Origin of the sequence: Metabacillus hrfriensis, assembly GCF_030127205.1 — a bacterium.
Lineage (GTDB): Bacteria > Bacillota > Bacilli > Bacillales > Bacillaceae > Bacillus_P > Bacillus_P dongyingensis.
The window spans coordinates 1,171,402-1,192,032 of the sequence record NZ_CP126116.1; the positions used below are offsets into that span (position 1 = coordinate 1,171,402).

General features: G+C 41.7%; 19 protein-coding genes and 1 riboswitch. Of the genes, 11 read left to right on the forward strand and 8 right to left on the reverse strand.

The features are described 5' to 3' along the window. Positions 1–26 precede the first annotated feature (26 nt). The 3 genes from metH to QLQ22_RS05770 form a co-directional block, all read right to left on the reverse strand. A complete protein-coding gene (gene metH, locus QLQ22_RS05760) occupies positions 27–3,446 on the reverse strand; it encodes a methionine synthase (RefSeq protein WP_252208208.1) in 3,420 nt (1,139 codons plus the stop codon). Further along, positions 3,439–5,292, reverse strand: a complete 1,854-nt coding sequence (locus QLQ22_RS05765) for a bifunctional homocysteine S-methyltransferase/methylenetetrahydrofolate reductase (protein ID WP_223440327.1) — start codon at positions 5,290–5,292, stop codon at positions 3,439–3,441. The genes metH and QLQ22_RS05765 overlap by 8 nt, the downstream gene beginning before the upstream one ends. A gap of 76 nt (positions 5,293–5,368) precedes the next feature. After that, a riboswitch (SAM riboswitch) is annotated at positions 5,369–5,500 on the reverse strand. A gap of 184 nt (positions 5,501–5,684) precedes the next feature. After that, positions 5,685–6,176: a YajQ family cyclic di-GMP-binding protein gene (locus tag QLQ22_RS05770; protein WP_223440329.1), complete on the reverse strand. Its 492-nt coding sequence runs from the start codon at positions 6,174–6,176 to the stop codon at positions 5,685–5,687. Between the two features lie 708 nt (positions 6,177–6,884). On the opposite strand from QLQ22_RS05770, the gene QLQ22_RS05775 reads away from it, so the two are divergent. The 3 genes from QLQ22_RS05775 to QLQ22_RS05785 all read left to right on the forward strand — a co-directional run bounded on the left by QLQ22_RS05775 (position 6,885) and on the right by QLQ22_RS05785 (position 10,587). Then, positions 6,885–7,739: a CvfB family protein gene (locus QLQ22_RS05775; RefSeq protein ID WP_223443208.1), complete on the forward strand. Its 855-nt coding sequence runs from the start codon at positions 6,885–6,887 to the stop codon at positions 7,737–7,739. 215 nt (positions 7,740–7,954) lie between these two features. Continuing rightward, the gene (locus tag QLQ22_RS05780; protein ID WP_284016202.1) at positions 7,955–8,923 is read left to right on the forward strand and encodes a BMP family lipoprotein; all 969 of its coding nucleotides are present in this window, start codon (positions 7,955–7,957) and stop codon (positions 8,921–8,923) included. 11 nt (positions 8,924–8,934) lie between these two features. Continuing rightward, the gene (locus QLQ22_RS05785; protein ID WP_284016203.1) at positions 8,935–10,587 is read left to right on the forward strand and encodes a methyl-accepting chemotaxis protein; all 1,653 of its coding nucleotides are present in this window, start codon (positions 8,935–8,937) and stop codon (positions 10,585–10,587) included. A gap of 183 nt (positions 10,588–10,770) precedes the next feature. On the opposite strand, the gene QLQ22_RS05790 is transcribed toward QLQ22_RS05785, so the two are convergent. Both QLQ22_RS05790 and QLQ22_RS05795 read right to left on the reverse strand, forming a co-directional pair. Continuing rightward, positions 10,771–10,902, reverse strand: coding sequence for a DUF3941 domain-containing protein (locus tag QLQ22_RS05790; RefSeq protein WP_223440335.1), 132 nt, complete (start codon positions 10,900–10,902; stop codon positions 10,771–10,773). Between the two features lie 54 nt (positions 10,903–10,956). Further along, positions 10,957–11,817, reverse strand: coding sequence for a DegV family protein (locus tag QLQ22_RS05795; protein ID WP_223440337.1), 861 nt, complete (start codon positions 11,815–11,817; stop codon positions 10,957–10,959). 197 nt (positions 11,818–12,014) lie between these two features. On the opposite strand from QLQ22_RS05795, the gene QLQ22_RS05800 reads away from it, so the two are divergent. Further along, complete coding sequence (locus QLQ22_RS05800; protein ID WP_252208213.1) at positions 12,015–12,857, forward strand: YitT family protein; 843 nt, start codon at positions 12,015–12,017, stop codon at positions 12,855–12,857. 14 nt (positions 12,858–12,871) lie between these two features. Beyond that, positions 12,872–13,348, forward strand: a complete 477-nt coding sequence (locus QLQ22_RS05805; RefSeq protein WP_223440341.1) for a BsuPI-related putative proteinase inhibitor — start codon at positions 12,872–12,874, stop codon at positions 13,346–13,348. A gap of 156 nt (positions 13,349–13,504) precedes the next feature. On the opposite strand, the gene QLQ22_RS05810 is transcribed toward QLQ22_RS05805, so the two are convergent. From QLQ22_RS05810 to QLQ22_RS05820, 3 genes are all read right to left on the reverse strand, one after another. After that, positions 13,505–13,807, reverse strand: coding sequence for a DUF3813 family protein (locus QLQ22_RS05810; protein WP_252208218.1), 303 nt, complete (start codon positions 13,805–13,807; stop codon positions 13,505–13,507). Position 13,808: 1 nt separating this feature from the next. Next, positions 13,809–13,958, reverse strand: coding sequence for a hypothetical protein (locus QLQ22_RS05815; protein ID WP_223440344.1), 150 nt, complete (start codon positions 13,956–13,958; stop codon positions 13,809–13,811). A 110-nt stretch (positions 13,959–14,068) separates the two neighbouring features. Continuing rightward, positions 14,069–14,881, reverse strand: a complete 813-nt coding sequence (locus QLQ22_RS05820; RefSeq protein WP_223440346.1) for a Cof-type HAD-IIB family hydrolase — start codon at positions 14,879–14,881, stop codon at positions 14,069–14,071. 116 nt (positions 14,882–14,997) lie between these two features. On the opposite strand from QLQ22_RS05820, the gene QLQ22_RS05825 reads away from it, so the two are divergent. The 6 genes from QLQ22_RS05825 to QLQ22_RS05850 all read left to right on the forward strand — a co-directional run bounded on the left by QLQ22_RS05825 (position 14,998) and on the right by QLQ22_RS05850 (position 20,631). Beyond that, the gene (locus QLQ22_RS05825; RefSeq protein ID WP_223440347.1) at positions 14,998–15,777 is read left to right on the forward strand and encodes an alpha/beta fold hydrolase; all 780 of its coding nucleotides are present in this window, start codon (positions 14,998–15,000) and stop codon (positions 15,775–15,777) included. Positions 15,778–15,828: 51 nt separating this feature from the next. Then, positions 15,829–16,137 (forward strand): metal-sulfur cluster assembly factor, encoded by a 309-nt coding sequence (locus tag QLQ22_RS05830; RefSeq protein ID WP_223440348.1) that lies wholly within the window; start codon positions 15,829–15,831, stop codon positions 16,135–16,137. A gap of 271 nt (positions 16,138–16,408) precedes the next feature. Continuing rightward, positions 16,409–17,446 (forward strand): N-acetyl-gamma-glutamyl-phosphate reductase, encoded by a 1,038-nt coding sequence (argC, locus tag QLQ22_RS05835; RefSeq protein ID WP_284016204.1) that lies wholly within the window; start codon positions 16,409–16,411, stop codon positions 17,444–17,446. Positions 17,447–17,457: 11 nt separating this feature from the next. Then, positions 17,458–18,684, forward strand: coding sequence for a bifunctional ornithine acetyltransferase/N-acetylglutamate synthase (gene argJ, locus QLQ22_RS05840; RefSeq protein WP_223440350.1), 1,227 nt, complete (start codon positions 17,458–17,460; stop codon positions 18,682–18,684). A gap of 10 nt (positions 18,685–18,694) precedes the next feature. Beyond that, entirely contained in the window at positions 18,695–19,474 is a 780-nt protein-coding gene (argB, locus tag QLQ22_RS05845) for an acetylglutamate kinase (RefSeq protein WP_252208223.1), read from the forward strand. Continuing rightward, complete coding sequence (locus QLQ22_RS05850; RefSeq protein ID WP_223440352.1) at positions 19,471–20,631, forward strand: acetylornithine transaminase; 1,161 nt, start codon at positions 19,471–19,473, stop codon at positions 20,629–20,631. The genes argB and QLQ22_RS05850 overlap by 4 nt, the downstream gene beginning before the upstream one ends.

The window sequence follows — 20,631 nt, forward strand, 5'->3', positions numbered from 1 at the left end:
ATAAAAAAAGAACTAAAACCTAAGTTTTAGTTCAATACATTGAAATATCTTGCTTCTGGATGGGCAACAACGAGTGCCGTTACTGACGCTTCCGGCTCCATCATGAAGCCTTCAGTCAGGTTCACGCCGATATCTTCCGGAGATATGAGGTCAAATAATTTAGCCTGGTCATCCAGATTCGGACAGGCCGGGTATCCGAAAGAAAAACGCTGACCCTGATATTTCGCAGAAAAGCGCTGATCCATAGTAAAATCCGGAGGATCAGGAAAGCCCCACTGGTCACGGATCAGCTGGTGAGTCCGTTCTGCAAGGCCTTCGGCAAGCTCAAGTGCCAATGCCTGTACAACATGGCTCTTTAAATAATCTCCCTGCTCTTTAAAACGGTTGGCAATTTCCCTTACTTTTTTTCCGGCGGTTACCGCAAAGAAGGAGACATAATCTCTTTGTTTGTTCTCATCTTTTGGACGGATATAATCAGATATGCAGCGGTGCGGCAGCTTTGATTGCCTTGGGAATTCAAATGTCTGCAAGGTTTTTTCCGTTTCGGGATCCAGAATATGAAGCATATTGCCATCTGACTCTGCAGGGAAAAATTGATAAACGGCTGCAGGCTGGAACCATTTTTCCGCGTAGCCCTGTTTAAGAAGCTCATCTATTGTTTCTTTTAAGGCAACAGCTTTCGGATCTTTATTTTTAAGCATTTCCTTTACTTTTCCTTTTAGGCCAAGATGATGGCCAATCAGCATCTGCATGTTAATGTAAGGAATCAGATGTGACAGTTCGATATCTTTAATAATATGCCGCCTGCAATCCTCTGGCACAAAATAAGGAGAGGGAGTGAGTGCAGCCCTTTTTTCCAGCAGCTCTATTACTGCCGGAATTGCTTTCTTTTCAGCAGATCTTTCAGGAACGGCTTCTTTTTTCTTAAATTGTGTAGGATCTATTCTGATTCTGTTTGCAAGGGACAGTCCATCCATTGCATCCTTGGCGTAAATGACAGGTCCGCCGTACTGTGGAGCAATTTTTCCGTCAGCAAATTTTCTGGATAAGGCAGCACCGCCAACCATGATTGGCACGGAGATTTCAGCTTCTTTTAAATCCTGTGCAGTCAATACCATTTGCTGGGCGGATTTTACGAGAAGACCCGAAAGTCCGACGATATCGGGATTTTCTTTTTTGACAGCCAGAATTAAGTCCTGAGGTGTCACTTTTATGCCTAAGTCTACAACCTTGTAGCCATTGTTGCTCAAGATGATATCGACTAGATTTTTGCCGATATCATGAACGTCTCCTTTTACCGTAGCAAGCAGAATTTTGCCTTTCCCGCTGTCATCCTTTTTTTCCATGTGTGGCTCTAAAAAGGAGACGGATGCTTTCATGACTTCTGCGCTTTGCAGCACTTCGGCAACAATAAGCTGGTTTGTATTAAACAGCTCTCCTACCTCAGCCATGCCTTTCATAAGTGGACCGTTTATTATATCCAGCGGTGTTGCGTACTCTTTTAAGGCAATCTCAAGATCTGCAAGCAGTCCTTCTTTCGTACCCTCGACCACATATTGAGCAAGGCGTTCTTCTAGAGGAAGAGACTGAACCGGTTTTTTTACGGTTTTCTTTTTGCCTCTGTAGTGATTTGTAAAGGCAGCCAATGTTTCGTCATTCGTATTGAAAAGAAGAGTTTCTGACATTTCAATTTCTTCTTTTGGAATCGATGCAAATCGTTCGAGTTTCTCCGTATTGACGATTGCATAATCAAGTCCTGCCTGAGTGCAATGATACAAATAAACGGCGTTCAGTACTTCGCGTCCAACAGGCGGGAGGCCGAAGGATACATTGCTGACTCCAAGGATTGTCAGGCATTGCGGCAAGCGTTCTTTAATTAAGCGGATGCCCTTTATCGTTTCTTCTGCTGAGCCGATATATTGCGCGTCTCCTGTTCCGACAGGGAATACGAGCGGATCAAAGATGATATCTGATGGATTTAACCCGTATTTTTGAGTCAGCAGCTCGAAGGAACGGACTGCGATATCAAGCTTTTGCTCAGCAGTCAGCGCCATTCCTTTTTCATCAATCGTTCCAACAACAACAGCTGCCCCGTATTTGTGAATGAGCGGGACGACTGCTTCAAATCTCTCTTCACCGTCTTCTAAGTTGATGGAATTGATGATCACTTTCCCTTGAGAATAGGAAAGTGCCTTTTCAATGACTAACTCATCCGTTGAATCTATGACAAGAGGTGCCTTTACTTTTTTCGTAATCTCTTTTATGAAGGCTTCCATATCTTCTACTTCTTCGCGGTCAGGATCAGCCAGACAAATATCGATTACATGGGCGCCATTCTTAACTTGAGCTCGGGCAATTTCAGCTGCTTCTTCAAATTTCCCCTCCGCTATTAGTCGTTTAAACTTTCTGGAGCCAATTACATTTGTCCGTTCTCCGACGAAGAGAGGCCGCATGGAATCATCATAAATAAGCGGCTCGATGCCAGAAACAGTATGAGCCGGATCACGTTCCGGAACGGAGCGGGGCTCGAGTTCACCTACAGCATCAGCAATGGCGGTAATATGTGCAGGTGTAGTCCCGCAGCAGCCTCCGACAATGTTCAGCCAGCCCTGTTCTGCAAATCCTTTTACTTTCTGAGCAAGAGAACGGGGAGATTCATGATAATTTCCTTCCTCATCAGGCAGGCCGGCATTAGGATAGCAGCTGACAGCTGTATGGGCCATGCCTGATAGCGTCCGGATGTGGTCGGTCATGAATTCTGGCCCTGTTGCACAGTTTAGACCTACAGATAAAGGCTTCATGTGCTCAAGCGAGATGAAAAAGGCTTCGATATCCTGGCCGGCAAGCGTCGTTCCCATAGGTTCAATTGTCCCTGATATCATCAGCGGAATTTCTTTGCCTGCTTGTTCAAAGGCGCGTTTAATGCCGAGAAAGCCTGCTTTCACATTTAATAAGTCCTGGCTCGTTTCAAGAAGAAGCAAATCAGCACCGCCTGCAAGCAGGCCGAGCGTCTGTTCTTCGTAATTTTGAATAAGCTCTTCAAACGTTGCTCCGCCTGTAACAGAAAGTGTTTTTGTCGTAGGGCCCATTGAGCCCGCAACATAACGCGGCCAGTCAGGAGTTGAATATTTTTCAGCTGCCTTTTTGGCGATCTCCGCCGCTTTTTTATTTAACTCAAAAGCGAGGTGACCGAGATTATATTCATCAAGAACAATCTTGGTAGCGCCAAATGTGTTGGTTTCAATAATATCTGCTTTAGCGTCCAGGTAAGCATCATGAATGGATTCGATGACTTCTGGTGCAGTAATCGTTAAATACTCATTGCAGCCCTCGTATTCTTCTCCGCCGAAATCATCTGCAGAAAGATTTGCATCCTGTATCATGGTGCCCATCGCTCCGTCCAGAACGAGGATTTTTTTCTCAAGCTGCTTTTTTATATCAGACATGCGTAATCTTCCTTTCATTGACCTCAATTTGTTTCTTGTGAATGTAATTTGTCAGTTCAACGGTTAATTCATAGTTTAAAAATGGTGTAATTAAGTAGATTCCATTAAATAAGTCAAAGGCAGCATCGATCAGTCTTTTAGAAATCGCCAATCCTTCCTGATAGGCTTTCTCCCGATTGTCGCCTGCCCGGGCCATTCTTTCACGAATACTGTCAGAAAGAGTAATGCCCGGAATTTCGTTATGGATAAATTCTGCATTGCGGCTGCTTGTGAGCGGCATAATGCCGATATAAATCGGAACGGTTAAGTGCTTCGTTTCCTCATAAACATCAATCAGCTGTTTTTCTGAGTAAATTGGCTGTGAAATGAAATAATCTGCACCGCAGGCAATTTTCTTCTCCAGTCTTTTTACCGCTTTATCTAGATATTTAACATTGGGATTAAACGCAGCGGCAACTGAAAAATTGGTTTTTTCCCCAAGAGGTTTTCCTGAATAAGAAAGACCATCGTTAAATTGTTTAATTAAGCTGATCAAATCAAATGATGAAAGATCATAAACGGAAGTAGCTCCCGGAAAATCCCCGATTTTTGATGGATCGCCCGTAATCGCCAGCACATCCGTAAGTCCCAGCGTATGAAGACCCATTAAATGAGATTGAAGGCCAATTAAGTTGCGGTCGCGGCATGTAATATGAATTAAGGACCTGAGTCCAAGTGTTTGCTGAACGATGGACCCTACAGCCACATTGCTTATTCTCGGTGATGCAAGTGAGTTGTCTGCAAGTGTTAAGGCATCGATTCCAGCAGCTTGCAGTGCTTTTGCACCTTTTATAAATTTGTCCAGCCCAAGCTTTTTAGGAGGATCGAGTTCTACAATCAGAGAGCGCTTTTTATTGACTATTTCCGGCAGGGGAGGGTACTTTCTTTCCGCTGCAGACGTGACAGAAATCTCTTTCTTTCTTATTTTAACTTTCTTTTCTGTAACTGGAGGGAGTCCTTTAAGCGCTGCTGCCATTGCTTCGATGTGGATTGGGGTTGTGCCGCAGCAGCCTCCAATCAGTCTTGCTCCCTGATTTCTGAAGGCTAGAGCGCTTTCTGCAAAATATTTTTCTCCAGAGCCATAGACAAGTCTTCCTTCTTCAAGAGTAGGCAAGCTGCTGTTGGGATAAACAGATAAGAACGCTCTTTCCGGGAGCGGAATTTCTTCAAGTGATGAAAGCATATGGTAAGGACCAAGTCTGCAATTCAGACCGACAACGTCAGCACCAAGGGCCTCAAGCTGAGAAAGGCCTTCTTGCAGGGGTGTTCCATCCTGCAAGACTCCAATTTCGTGAAGGGAGATGTTTGTAATAATCGGGATATTCGTTTCTTTTCTGGCGATCTCTAATACGGTTTTAATTTCTTCAAGATCATAATAGGTTTCAAGCAGCAGACCGCTTACCTCTTCACTGAGCATAAGGTAAAGCTGTTCTCTGAAATTTCGTTTAATGTCCTCAAGGGAATAGGCATTTTTCTTGAAAGCACGGATGCCGCCTATTGTTCCAAGAACATAGGTGTTATTGCCGGCTGCTGCTTTTTTAGCAATCTGAACGGCAGTACGGTTAATTGCTCTCACTTCATCTTCAAGTCCATATCTTGATAGTTTAATATAGTTTGCACCGTAAGTATTTGTCTGAATGACATCTGCACCGGCTGCAATATACGCCTTATGAACATTTAATATTTCATCAGGCTTCGATAAATTCAATTCTTCAAAACACCTGTCAACTCCGTGTGAGTAAAGCAATGTTCCCATTGCTCCGTCGCCAATCAGGATCTTCTTCTGTAAATCGTTTAAAAGTGTCAAACTCCAAACCTCCTTAGTGCAATAAAAAAACAAAAAAAGCCTTCCAAGAAGAAGACTTTTGAACGTTCAGGACTTCTTCTTATCGTTCGATGGATGCATCGCTGGAATTAGCACCTTGGATTGAAATCTCTGATGAAGACAGATGATTTCATTATGCCAGGTTGCTGAAGCTTCAAAGGGCCAGTCCCTCAGCTTCTCTAGATAAGAATGGTGAAATATGAAATTTTAGAAAAAGATATTATATCTAATTTACATGTTTTTTCGGATAGATTCAATACAAAAATAAAACTTTTCTGAATAGACGGGGAATTTGTTGAGGGGAAATCGAAGCAGATACTTGCAGAACAACGAAAAAAACACTCAGCAGAGGATAGCCCGAGTGTTTGTTCACTTTATCTGAAATTAATGAATTGAACATCTATCGGCAGGTCGGCTCCGCGAACGGCTGCGATCACCTGCTGAAGGTCGTCCTTATTTTTGCCGGTCACACGGACCTGATCGTCCTGAACCTGAGTTTTTACTTTTAATCCGGAATTTTTAATAATGGCATTAATCTTTTTTGCATTATCCTTATCAATACCCTGAATGAGCTTAGCGCGCTGGCGAATCGTTCCGCCCGATGCACCTTCGATTTTTCCGTAATCAATATTTCGTGTCGCTACATTGCGCTTTATCAATTTAGAAATAAAAACATCCTTTAACTGATCCATTTTAAACTCATCATCTGAAACTAAAACAATCTCTTCTTTTTCAAGAGAAATGCTGCTTTTGCTCCCTTTAAAATCATAGCGGGTGCCAATTTCCTTCATTGTCATCGTAATTGCATTCGTCACCTCAGGCATATCCACCTTTGAAACAATATCAAAAGAACTGTCCTTCGCCATAAGAATCCTCCCAAAAGTTTATATTATCTATAGATTATAGTAGAATGAACAGGGGATAACAACTAACGAAGTGCGGAATCGCCCGTTTAGCTCCGACAGACAGATAAGAATTCCGCCGAAAAGTCCGGGTTTGACTTTTTGGGGGAATTTGTTCTGGCCGAGGAGCTGGGCGATGGAGCCGGACAATACGAAGTGCGGAATCGCCCGTTTAGCTCCGACAGACAGATAAGGATCTGCCAGAAAAGGCGCTTTTTGCCTTTACTGGCGGATCCGTTCTGGCCGAGGAGCTGGGCGATGGAGCCGGACAAGACGAAGTACAAAACGTAAAAGTTGGAGTAGTCTGCAGCAATGAGGATGAAGTCCGGGTTTGACTTTTTGGGGGAATTTGTTCTGGCCGAGGAGCTGGGCGATGGAGCCGGACAATACGAAGTGCGGAATCGCCTGTTTAGCTCCGACAGACAGATAAGGATCTGCCAGAAAAGGCGCTTTTTGCCTTTACTGGCGGATCCGTTCTGGCCGAGGAGTTAGGCGATGGAGCCGGACAATACGAAGTACAAAACGTAAAAGTTGGAGTAGTCTGCAGCAATTAAGCACCCGATTAGCCCAGACGATTAGCCGTTAAGGTGCACATTCATACATAAATGTCCGCTTCAATTTGAAAACTAACAGCAGATGCAACCTGCAAAAGAAAGGAACGAAATACAATTGATGAATCCAGGAACGTTTATGACGCTTTCGATAGATGAAAAATTAGATTATGGCTATTATTTAACAGATGGGGAAAGCCGTGTGCTCCTTCATAAAACGGAAATCACGGAACCGATTGATGACAAAGAAGAAGTAGAGGTTTATTTAATTGTTGATCATGAAGACCGTCTTGCTGCAACAATGAAGAAACCGAAAATTACCGAGGATCATTACGACTGGGTTGAAGTTGTAAGCGTAAGAGAAGACATGGGAGCGTTTGTTGATATTGGTTTATCCAAGGATGCCCTGGTAGCAAACGATATCCTTCCAGCGTTTATCGAGGTTTGGCCTGAAGAGGGGGACATGCTTTATTGTTCTTTGAAGGTAACGAAAAATGGCAGGTTTTTCACGAAGCTTGCAACGGAAGATGTCATGCAGGAGAATATCGTATCAGCAGAAGGTGCAGCCAACAATCAAACTGTGACAGGCAGAGTTTACAGAATGATTATTGCCGGCTCATATATTATTACAGAAGAAGGCTACAAAGGATTTATTCACTCTTCGCAGCGTAAAAGAGAGCCTCGTTTAGGCGAGCTGGTAACAGGACGTGTAATTGAAGTGAAAGACGATGGAACAATCAACGTATCTCTGCTTCCCAGAAAGCATGAAGCATTGGATGAGGATGCACAGCAGCTTTATGATTACATGGAATCAAGAGGCGGAGCGATGCCATTTTTCGATAAGAGCGACCCAGAGGATATTAAAGAACGCTTTAACATGAGCAAAGGCGCGTTCAAGCGTGCAATCGGATCATTAATGAAAGCTGGGAAAGTTTATCAGGAAGACGGCTGGACATATTTCAAAAAGGAACAGTAAGCGAGTTGATCGCTTGCTGTTTTTTTTGAGCAATTTCAGGTTTGGTTGATAAAAATCCCAATTTTAGCGGATAAATTCTGAAATTTAATTAATATCATTATGCGTCTCAGTTATCTCAAAAAAAATTTACTCGCTTTACCCTTCCTGCAATAAAGATTTCCGTAAATCAGTCGATATGACATGAGGAGATACTTTTAAAGGGGAGAATACATCAAATGAAAAGAAAACATATTGCTGTGCTGCTTTCATTTTGCATCACGATTTTGCTTGCAGGCTGCGGACAAGCTGCAATGGAGAGCAATGCAGATGAAAAGATAAAGGTTGGGATTATGCTATCTGACGTCGGACTGGGAGATCAGTCATTTAGTGATTCAGCATTTGGCGGACTAATTAAATCCCGTGATGAGCTTGGAATCTTATTTGATTATAGGGAAATTAAAGATACTGGCACCTATGAAAAGGGGTTGACTGAATTAGTTGAAGAAGGCAATGACCTTGTTATCGGACTGGGTTTTATGGTTCAGGAGGATCTTGAGAAGACGGCGAAAAAATATCCGAAACAGAAATTTATATTAATTGATGCGATTTCAGAGCTGGATAACATCACGTCGATTACGTTTAAAGAGGATGAGGGAAGCTTTTTGGCAGGAGTTGTTGCCGCCATGACATCAAAATCGAATACTGTAGGATTTATTGGAGGAGCGGATGTTCCGCTTATCAATAAGTTTGCAGATGGATTTTCAGAAGGTGCTAAAGCGGTTAAACCGGATATTGCCATTATCACGGAATATGCCAATGATTTCGGCAACGATAAACTTGGCAGTGAAATAGCGAAAAAAATGATTGGCAATAAGGCTGATGTTTTATATGCTGCTGCTGGCTTTACCGGAGTAGGGGCACTAAAAGCAGCACAAGAAAACCGTATTTACGCAATTGGAGTTGACAGCGATCAGTATTTTTACGCTGAGAAATCAGTGATAACCTCTATGCTCAAGAATGTAGACGTGGGTATCTACCAGCTGCTTAAGGAGTATGCAAGAGAAAATAAGGTTCCTGAAGGACATATAGAATTAGGTTTAAAAGACAATGGTGTTCAGCTGGCGCCAATCCGCGTTATTTCGCTTACGGATGAACAGCGGAAAACTCTTGATGAATGGCAGAAAAAATTAGCAGAAGGCAACTAGGGGGATGACTTGTGTCACTTAAGAAAAAACTTTTGCTGAATTCACTCAGCATCATTATTATGGCAACTTTGATGATTGGTTATATTATCGTGAATATGCTTTCCATTCAATCATCTAATCAAAATGAGGTTCCTGTTCTGCTAAATATTGAAAAGCTGCAGGGAGAGCTTACTGTAACAAAACAAAGTCTGAACAACTTTGCCTTTTCATTGACAGATGCTCAAAAAGAAGAGACTCTTCAATCACTTCAGAGAAATGAAAAACTGTTTGAAGAAATAAATCAAACCGTGAAGGATAAAAATACAAAACAAGCATTTCAAAAGGCTTCAATTAAATTTAAAGCTTTTAAAGAAGAAACAGGCCAGGCTCTGAATCAAAAAAATCAAGCAGAAGCCAAGCGCCAGTCTGTTCGTGTTGATGGGATTTCCAATGATGTGCACTTGATGAATTTTTATGCGAATGAACGATATGAGATGCTTCAGGAGAACTTGAAAAAACAAATCGAATTCGTTATATTATCGGCAATAATCGGTACAGCTCTTTTAATTTTATTATCTTCTTATATTGTGATTCGAATGACAAATGCCATTACAAAGCCTCTCAAAGGGCTTTCCCATCAGGCAAGTGAAATTGCAAATGGAAATTTGGCAGTGGCTGCTATTTCCTATAAGGGAAAAGATGAAATAGCAGCACTGAATGATTCTTTCACTTCAATGACACATCAGCTTAAAGGACTTCTATTCTCAATCGACAGCGTGAGTAAAGAAGTAGAAGGTTTTGCAAAAGATCTCGAGGAAGAGAACAGAGCATTAACTGAAATCAGTAATCAGGTAGCTGTTTCTACAGATGAATTATCTGCAGGATCACAATCGATCTCCTCCGATCTTCAAGATGCGGTTACTTTGATTGAGAGAATGGATTTTGATTTCAGCGTAAATGTAACCCGGTCTGAGCAATCCGTTCAATATGGAAAAGAAACGGTGAATGCCATCACATCAGGACAGAGCGCGATTAAAGCACAGCGGCTGCTTATTCAGGAGAATATGAATACGACCCGGCAAATTGAAGAATCAACAAGAACATTTATTGGGTATATGACGAAAATAGAAGATATGGCTAAGGTTGTTTCAAATATTGCGGATCAGACGAATCTGCTCGCTTTAAATGCCGCCATTGAGGCTGCGCGTGCCGGTGAGGCAGGCAAAGGTTTTGCTGTTGTTGCTGCTGAAGTGAGAAAGCTTGCAGAAGAATCCACCGGTGCAACATCTCAAATATTTGAAATGGTCAGTTTAATTCAGTCAGGAATATCCAGTATTTCAGAATCTGTTGTGAATGGGGTATCGATTGCTCAAAAACAGCAGAACGGAATGGATCATACAACAAGTGCTTTTGAAGCTATCGATCATAAAGTAAAAGGAATTACATCCGAATTGAATGATTTAAAATCAGGAATATTGAATTCCAAGAAACTTGGAGAACAAGTGCTGCAAAATGTAGAAAGCATCAGTGCCGTTGTAGAAGAGACAGCAGCAGGAAGCGAGCAAATTTCTGCTTCGACAACTGAACAGCTCCTCGCATTCGAAAAAATGGTGGAAAAAGTGATTGAACTCAGACAGCTGACAGATGATTTAAATCAGACGCTTTCGAAGTTTAAGCTTCAATAAAACAAAAACAGCAGCGGAAAATCGCTGCTGTTTTTATATAAGAAATTAAGAAATTTTGCGCATTTATGTCTAGCTTCAGGCCTAATTCCCAGGTCAGAAAGGATCCGCCGCAAAAAAGTCAAACCCGAACTTTTCCAGCAGATTCTTATCCTTTCAGAGCAAACCAGGCCGCTTTTGCTTCTCTTATAAACGGTCGGTCTTTTTAGAATATTGTCTTTCGCCTTTTTGGCGGTTTTTCTCGCGCATCATGTTTCTTTCATGTTCTTTGGCATTATTGTCTTTTGCTTTTTTGTCGTTATCGCTTGTATGCGGCATCATAAAAACTCCTTTACTGAAAAGATACGTTTATGTTGCCCTGTAAGTATAATATTATGAGATCGGTTTGTTTGAAAAGAAAATGGCAATCGTGCCAGGTCCGGAATGCGCTCCAACTGAACAGCCGACTGTGTTTATATATACTTCTTTCGGATGAAATTCAGTTTCAATCATTGCTTTTATTTCCTTGGCGGAGACCTCATCATCCCCGTGACTGATGGCGATGGTCTGACTTTCAAGATTTACGCCCCGCTCTTTCATCAGCTCGATGACCCTTCGGAAAACTTTTTTCCGGCCTCTTAGTTTTTCAAGCGGAATCAGCTTGCCGCCTTCGACATGAAGAAGCGGTTTGATGTTGAGAAGACCGCCTACAAAGGCAGATGCTTTGCTGATTCTGCCGCCTCTTGCTAAATATTCTAAGTTGTCGACGGTGAAGATGTGCTCTGTATGTTCACAAAAGTCTTTTACAGAAGCTTCAATTTCTTGCAGAGTGTTTCCTTTACTGGCCAGGTCAACTGCATATTTAACTGAAAGTCCAAGGCCAAGGGAAGCACATTTGGAATCCACAATGGAAAGCTCAAAATCAGGATATTCTTCTTTGACTTCGTTTCCAATCATGACAGCAGTCTGATAGGTTCCGGAAAGCTCCGATGAAAAAGCAACATACAATACCGGCACTTTTTTCTTAGCAAATTCAGTGAATGTCTCTTTTACATCAAGAGGAGAGATTTGAGTCGTTTTAGCTATTTTCCCTTCACGCATCGCGTCGTATACTTCTTTAGGGGAAATCGTGACTAAATCGCGATAGTCATTTTCCTCAATATGTACACCAAGAGGGAGAAGTGTTACGCCGTGTTTCTCATAAAATTCAAGCGGCAGATCGCATGCGCTGTCTGCGACGATATGGACCGTCATTTTGACACCTCATTTCATCTGGTTTTACCCGCAAAACGGGATAATAGCCTCATATATAGTTCTAAATTAGCACTTAGCCAAAAAGAAGTAAAGAATGTTACGCTGTCCTAAAACACAATATTTGTATTGATCTGCAAGAAATTGTGGTAAATCAGAAATACTATCATTATCTTATAGCCCGGGAGGATTTTCTGCAAATGGTTTATGATGAAGTAAAAAAAACGGTTGTCGTTATTTTTGGAGCGCTGCTGAATGCTGTCGGCCTGAATTTATTCATGATTCCTGCTGATGTTTATGCGAGCGGATTTACCGGCATCGCCCAGCTTTTATCAAGTGTAATTAAAGAATACACCCCCCTTTACATATCGACAGGGGTGCTTCTGCTCCTTCTTAACATTCCAGTAGCCATACTTGGATGGAAAAAAGTTGGGAAATCGTTCACGCTGTACAGTTTACTTAGTGTAGCAGCCACCACAGTATTCTTATCAATCGTCCCTTTATATCCTTTGTCGGAGGATATTTTGCTTAACGCTGTATTTGGAGGCGTCATTGTTGCGATTGGCGTAGGCATTACGCTTAAATATGGTGCTTCAACAGGCGGACTGGATATTGTAGCTATGATCCTTTCGAGAATGAAGGATAAACCTGTCGGCACTTATTTCTTTATCTTAAACGGAATTATCATTTTTACAGCGGGATTGCTATATGGATGGGAAAAAGCGCTTTACACTCTTGTTACGCTTTATGCTTCAACACGTGTTATTGATACAATTCATACACGACATGAAAAATTGACAGCCATGATCATTACAAAAAAAGCTGATGATCTAAAAAAGGCCATTCATGCTAAAATGGTAAGAGGGATTACAATGGTTCCTGCTAAAGGTGCTTTTACAAACGAGCAAAAGGACCTGCTGATGATTGTGATCACACGCTATGAGCTTTATGATTTAGAAAAAATCATTAAGGAAGTTGATCCAAAGGCATTTACAAATATCATTCAAACAACAGGAATCTTTGGTTTCTTCCGCAAAGAATAGGAGACGTGCACGATATGAAAAAGCTTGTATTCATTATGCTGGGCTTATTATTTCTTGTCGGCTGCGGTCAAACTGCTGAAAATAAGGATGAAGCGGAAGAGGTGTCCGGTGACGTGGAAACGAAAGAAGTTCAATTAGCTGTTGAGACGAAGGAAAGCCCTGAAAGTGTGCAAATCAATATCACTCTAAAAAACAATACAGATGAAGAAAAGAATTTCGAGTTCTCATCAGGACAGAAATATGAAATTATCATTACAGATCCAAACGGAGCAGAAGTGTACAAATATTCAAAGGGAAGAATGTTCACTCAAGCACTGCAGTATCTAAAGCTGCCTTCAGGAGAGAGTCAAACCTGGCAGGAAACATGGGACAAGAAAAGTGCAGGGAATAAAATTGAAGCCGGTGAATACACAGTAAAGGTTTTATTAACCGGAAAAGCAGAAGGTGTAAAAGCCTTAGAAGCAAAAGCTAAATTCACGGTAACTGAATAAAGAGAAAAGCTGCGGAAAATTCCGCAGCTTTTTTATTACTATGGGCTAATCATGATGCCCTGCTTCATTGCTGACATCTTGGTGCGAACGGATCTGCCAGTAAAGAAAAACGGCTATTTCTGCTTATCTGCTAACCGGCCGTTTTAGCCCTTTTTACTACATATTCTTCAATTCGTCTTGAAGTTCGCTTAGCTGTTTTTGTTCCGCAGGAGAAGCGTTTGCAAAGGCGGACATGAGTGCACCTTCTGCTTTTGCTTTTGCGTCTGCATCTACGCCCTGGTGGCTGTTCTGTGCGCCATTTTGGCCTTGGTGCTGACTTGAATACTGATTTTGCTGACTGTCATCATGCTGGCTGAATTGGTTCTGCTGATGATTATGATCGTCATTCATCTTGCCGCTTAAAACCTCGCCAGCCTTTTCTACCGCTTTTCTTGCTGCCTGAAATAGTTGATTGCCCATATTAAAAGCCTCCTAAAGAGGATTTTTCTGCCATTTGAGCTTTGCGCTCTTCTGACTCAGCCATTGTTGTGTGATAAGGGAAACGTTCATCATGTTTCGTAACGGAATCTTTACCTTGCTGTACAAAGCGTTTAGATTTATTGCTGCTCATGCGAAATTCCCCCTAAAAGAATATTTGCTGACGCTGCTGATGCGTCTTCTTTATTTTGTCTCATTGGGGTTTGTTCTATGGATGGTAATCTTCACTAAAAAAGGACGCCCTTATAGCGACAAGGTGTCCTTTAAGTAAATGGCAATGCCATCCTCTTCATTTGTTTTCGTTTCTCTGTTCGCAACCTTCTTGAGTTCAGGAATGGCATTACCCATTGCAACACCCTGACCAGCATATTTCAGCATTTCAAGATCATTGTCTTCATCGCCGAATGCAATGATTCTTTCTGCGGGAATGTTGTACGAATCAGCAATTTTTTTTAATCCCACGGCTTTATTCATTCCGTGCTTGATGATCTCAATAACGTGCCACGGGGCAGCCCAGCGTCTGTGATCGACAAGCTCAGCATGAACATCTGATAAGTAGTTGCGGATATTGTCCACTTCTTCCTCAGAAGCATGGATTAGAATACTTGTTACATCATCTCCAAGATTTTTACGCAGGTCTCCAACTGTGATGTCTGAAGTATTCATTGTGAAAATATCCAGAAGTTTTTCGTCGTGATAATGGAAATACACATGATCCATTACTTCAGCAAGTATATTATTGACGTTGTGCTTTTCGCACACTTCAACGATTTGCTTTACAACATCTAAGGAAAGAGTTGTGTGAAACGCTCCCCACTTATCATCTTTTGGATGATGGACGAATGCTCCGTTAAAGTTGACGATTGGCGTATCGAGTCCAAGCTCCTCGTAATACATTGAACTGGCACGATACGGCCGTCCTGTTGAAATGCAGACAATATGTCCTGCTTCTTTTGCTTTTTTAATGATTTCTTTTGAATAAGCAGAAATCGTTTTATCATCTTTTAATAAAGTACCATCTAAATCAAGGGCAATTAAATAAGGTTTTGTTGTCATAGAAGCTCCTTTATTCTTTGAATTAAAAAACCAGTCCTACTAACAGTGTATCTTTTTTCCAAGATTATTGTCTACATGTTACACTTAAGATAAAGAAAAAGAGGGAGGCATAAAACATGATCGCTGTTGAAAAAATGAATGCAGCAGGTATTCCATTACTTCATGTGGTAAAGGATTCTGCCAAAAATGAAAAAACGCCGTTTGTCATTTTTGTCCACGGTTTTACAAGCGCGAAGGAACATAACCTGCACTATGCCTACCTGCTTGCTGAAAAAGGAATTCGTGTTGTACTGCCGGATGCCCTGCATCACGGAGAAAGAAGTGAAAATCTTGCAGGACTAGAGTTAAATATGCAATTTTGGAGCATTGTAATAAATGAAATCAATGAATTGCAGATAATTAAGGACTATTTTGAAAATGAAAAACTGATTGATCCCGGTCAAATCGGTGTTGCAGGAACTTCCATGGGCGGGATTGTGACCCTTGGAGCATTGACGCAATACAAATGGATCAAAGCAGCTGCAAGCTTAATGGGAAGTCCTTATTATGAACAGTTTTCCCGGCAGCAAATACAATATATACAAAAAATGGGCATTAAAGTTCCGCTCACTGATGAAGAGCTTGAGCAGCACTTCTTAAGTCTGCAGGCTTATGATTTAAGTATACATACTGAAAAGCTCGCAGCACGTCCATTATTATTCTGGCACGGTAAGAAGGATCAGGTCGTTCCTTTTGATCCGACCTACACGTTTTTCCAGGAAATCAAATCGTCCTATGAGGAAAAGCCTGAATATCTGAAATTTATCGCAGATACTAATGCAGATCATAAAGTTTCAAGAGAAGGACTTATTGCAACTGTCGACTGGTTTGCCGATTTTTTACTTGAAAGCAGATAATTTCAGATTGCTGCATGGTTTCGATATACTTTGCTATGAGGAGTGATTGCTATGGAAGAAGCATTAAAAGAAAATATATATGGAGCGCTTGAACTTGTCGTTGACCCGGAGCTTGGTGTTGACATTGTGAATCTTGGACTTGTTTATGATGTAGAGCTTGACGAGAACGGCACAGCGCTTGTCACGATGACCTTAACTTCAATGGGCTGTCCGCTTGCCGGGACAATCATTGATCAAGTAAAAACAGCCTTGCGTGATATTCCTGAAATTAAAGAAACAGAAGTAAACATCGTCTGGAATCCGCCTTGGACAAAAGACAGAATGAGCCGAATCGCAAAAATAGCATTAGGCGTGCAGTGAGAGTAAATTCCAGTTCTATATTTATAGGGCTGGGATTTTTTTTTTTGAAATCGGGAATCATCTGAAGCTATTTAGACTCGTCCAGACTGGATTTATTCCAAATTGCCAAAATCTTCTGAATCGGCATATTCCGGAATTTGTTCTTTTCCTTTTCGCAATCAATCTATAAAACTTAAAAATATTTAAATATACAATTGATTTTATTTTTATGCAGTATTATAATGGGTACTAATTCAAACAGCAGAACGATATAAATTAAAGGGTGATACATTTGAATGTAGGTATTATAGGCGCAACGGGCTACGGAGGCAATGAGTTATACCGGCTTCTCACAAAACATCCAAAAGTGAATAAATGTATTCTTTATACATCTTCTGAAGAAGGAAAGCCATACAGGGAATCTTATCCGCATTTAACCGGCATCAGTGATGAATTACTGGTCAGCATAGACAGTAAAAGGATTGAAAAAGAGGTTGATACCCTTTTTATGGCTTCTCCGCCTGGAGCTGCGGCTGAGATTTTGCCTCAAATCAACCTGGATGAGGTAAAGGTAATTGATTTATCAGGAGATTTGAGATTAAAAGATTCTGCTTTATACGAGAAATGGTATAAACGAAAGGCTGCAGACCAGAGGATTGTTGATGAAGCGGTATATGGTCTTTCTGAGCTGAATAAACCATCTATTATGAACGCATCCATTCTGTCAAATCCAGGCTGCTTTCCGACAGCTTCCATCCTCGGCATTGCGCCGGCTGTATCTAGTGAGCTGATCAAGGAAACTTCCATTATTATAGATGCGAAAACAGGTGTTTCCGGTGCAGGCCGAAAAGCAGGCGCAGGTGTTCATTATTCAGAAGTAAATGAAAACTTGAAAATCTACAAAGTGAATGAACATCAGCATATTCCTGAAATTGAACAAGCGCTTCAGTGCATGAATGAAAACATTTCAGCTATTACCTTTCAAACGCATTTAGTTCCAATGACAAGGGGTATAATGGCAACCATCTACGCGAATACAAAAGGAAAAATGAGTTCAGAGGAATTACTTGCATGCTATCAAGCTTTTTACAGAGATTCCTATTTTGTAAGAGTGAGGCCGCTTGGGGAATTTCCATCAACTAAAGAGGTATACGGTTCAAATTTTTGTGACATCGGTCTTTCTTATGATGAGCGGACAGAAAGAATCACGATCGTTTCAGTGATTGATAACTTAATGAAGGGCGCTGCAGGCCAGGCAGTGCAAAACTTTAATATTATGAATGGATATCAAGAAACAATGGGACTTGAGCTCACACCGCTATATCCATAGGAGGTTGTATTATGCTGAAAGTTAAAGAGTCAATCGGGCTCCGGAAAATAGATGAAGGATCGGTTACATCGCCTGCTGGATTTACGGCAGATGGCGTACATACCGGGTTGCGATATGCAAAAAAAGATTTAGGCGTTTTGATAAGCGAAGTTCCGGCAAGCTGTGCTGCAGTTTACACGCAAAGTCATTTTCAGGCAGCCCCGCTGAAAATAACACAAGAAAGCATTGAAATGGATCACAAACTGCAGGCACTTATAGTGAACAGTGCGATTGCCAATGCATGTACAGGAGAGCAGGGATTAAAAGATGCATATGAGATGAGAGCTTTGTGCGCGAATTCTTTTGCATTAAAAGAAGAGCATGTGGCTGTTGCTTCAACAGGAGTTATCGGAGAATACTTGAAAATGGACTGCATTCGGAATGGTGTGGATGATATTTCTCCTTCAAAAGACGGGTCACCGGCTTTTCAAGAGGCGATTTTAACGACCGATACAGTGACGAAGAAAACATGCTATGAGATGACGATTGACGGAAGAAAAGTCACAATCGGCGGCTGTGCAAAAGGCTCAGGGATGATCCATCCCAACATGGCGACAATGCTTGCATTTGTTACAACTGATGCCTCCATAGAAAGCAGTGTTCTGCAGCAGGCCCTCAGTGAATTAACAGATGTATCTTTCAATCAAATTACGGTCGATGGCGAAACTTCAACGAACGATATGGTTTTAGTCATGGCAAACGGCTTGGCGAATAATGAACCTCTGACACCGCAGCATGATGATTGGGTTACCTTCAAACAAGGCCTTAAACTTGTATGCGAGGATCTTGCAAAGAGCATAGCAAGAGACGGTGAAGGCGCTACGAAGCTGATTGAAGTGACAGTTGAGGGAGCAGCAAATGATGCGGAAGCCAGAATTACAGCAAAAAAAGTGGTAGGTTCAAGTCTTGTTAAAACAGCCGTTTATGGATCTGATGCAAACTGGGGAAGAATTATCGGTGCAATCGGCCACAGCAGCGCAGAAGTGAATCCTGATAAAATCGGCATCTTTTTAGGTGATCAATGTCTGTATCATAATGGCCAGCCTCAGAATTTTTCAGAAGATAAGGCAAAAGAAGTGCTGGACAAAAACACAGTGAATATTCATATTGACCTCCGAATCGGAAACGGAGAGGGAAAAGCCTGGGGCTGTGACCTGACATATGATTATGTCAAAATTAACGCAAGCTACAGAACGTAAGGAGAGAATCATGAGCAAAGTTGTCGTGTTGAAGTGCGGAGGAAGTATTGTTGATGAACTGTCTGAGGCTTTTTTCGGAAGCCTGCACGAGCTGAAAAAACAAGGCTATAAAGTCGTCATTGTCCATGGCGGCGGACCTGCAATCAACAGCGTTCTCAAAAGCATGAACGTTCAGACTCAATTCATTAATGGGCAGAGAAAAACAACAAAGCAGGTCCTGAATATCGCTGAAATGGTGCTTGCAGGCCAAATCAATAAGCAGATTGTAAGAGCTTTGGAACAAAATAATCTCATGTCAGCAGGAATTGCGGGCTCTGATGGCGGAATGCTGACTGCCGAGTTTTTGAATGAAACAGAACTTGGGTACGTCGGAAAAATTTCTAACGTCCATACTCACCTGATTAAAACTCTGATTGACGGCGACTACGTACCTGTCATCGCCCCGATAGCGAGAACAGAAGATCATCAAACTCTTAATGTTAACGCTGATACAGCAGCTGCAGCTATAGCAAGTGCACTTGGTGCCCAAAAACTGCTGTTTGTTACAGATGTGCCAGGCATTTTGAAGGAAAAACAAGTAATTAATCATACAACGCCAGATGAAATCGAAGAAATGATTGGTGCAGGCATTATTAACGGCGGGATGATTCCTAAAGTCCAGGCAGCGATGAAGTCATTGTCTCAGTCTTTAAAAGAAGTGATGATTGTCAGCGGTCAATCAATGTTTGTTGCAGAACAATCCATCTTGGGAACAAAAATTACCATGAACAAGGAGGCTGCATTAAAATGAGTCATGTATTTCCTACATATGCGCGATGGGATTTGGAGATAAAGGAAGCAAACGGTTCAGTCGCCACCGATCAAAATGGCAAAACCTATCTTGATTTTATCTCTGGAATTGCTGTTTGTAATTTAGGCCATGGAGACAAAGATGTGAAGCAGGCTGTTCAAGATCAGCTTGATAAAGTCTGGCACGTTTCCAATCTTTTTCAGCATTCATTGCAAGAGGAAGTTGCGGAAATTCTCACAGCAAACAGCTGCGGTGATGCAGTATTTTTTTGCAACAGCGGCGCTGAAGCAAATGAAGCTGCGATAAAGCTTGCGAGAAAGCACACGGGCAAAACGAAGATTGTTACCTTTAAGCAATCGTTTCATGGAAGAACATTTGCTACGATGTCTGCAACAGGCCAGTCCAAAATTCATGATGGCTTCGGACCATTATTGCCGCAGTTTGAATATTTGCCTTATAACGATACAGAGTCTCTTCAGCAATTAGAAGGAGATGGTTATGCTGCTATTATGCTTGAGGTTATTCAGGGAGAGGGAGGAGTCGTACCGGCAGAAGCCTCTTTTATAGAAGAAGTAAAAAAGACATGTGAACGTCTTTCCGCCCTCCTGATTATTGACGAAGTGCAGACTGGCATTGGACGGACGGGACTACCGTTTGCTTATCAGCATTTTCAAATTGAGCCTGATATTATTACAGCAGCCAAAGGACTCGGCAGCGGATTTCCTGTTGGAGCCATGATCGGAAAAAAAGAATTGATTGCATCCTTTCAGCCAGGCTCACATGGGACGACGTTTGGGGGAAATCCACTTGCTATGGCTGCAGCAAAAGCCACGCTCACAAAGATTTTTCAGCCCCAATTCTTGCATGAAGTTGTGAAAAAATCAGAGAAAATGGCCGATTTGCTTAAAGATTCATTGCTTCATGCTCCTGCTGTAACTGAGATTAGAGGTAAAGGCTTTATGATCGGTATTCAATTAAATCAAGAATCAGCCCCAATTATTTCTGAACTGAGAAGCAATGGTTTATTAACACTCCCTGCAGGTCCTGATGTAATCCGTCTTCTTCCTCCGCTTACTGTAACGGCTGATGAGATAGATGAAGCGATTGCTATCATTGAAAAAACGATCAAGCACACAGCACTGACAGTAAGTCAGTAA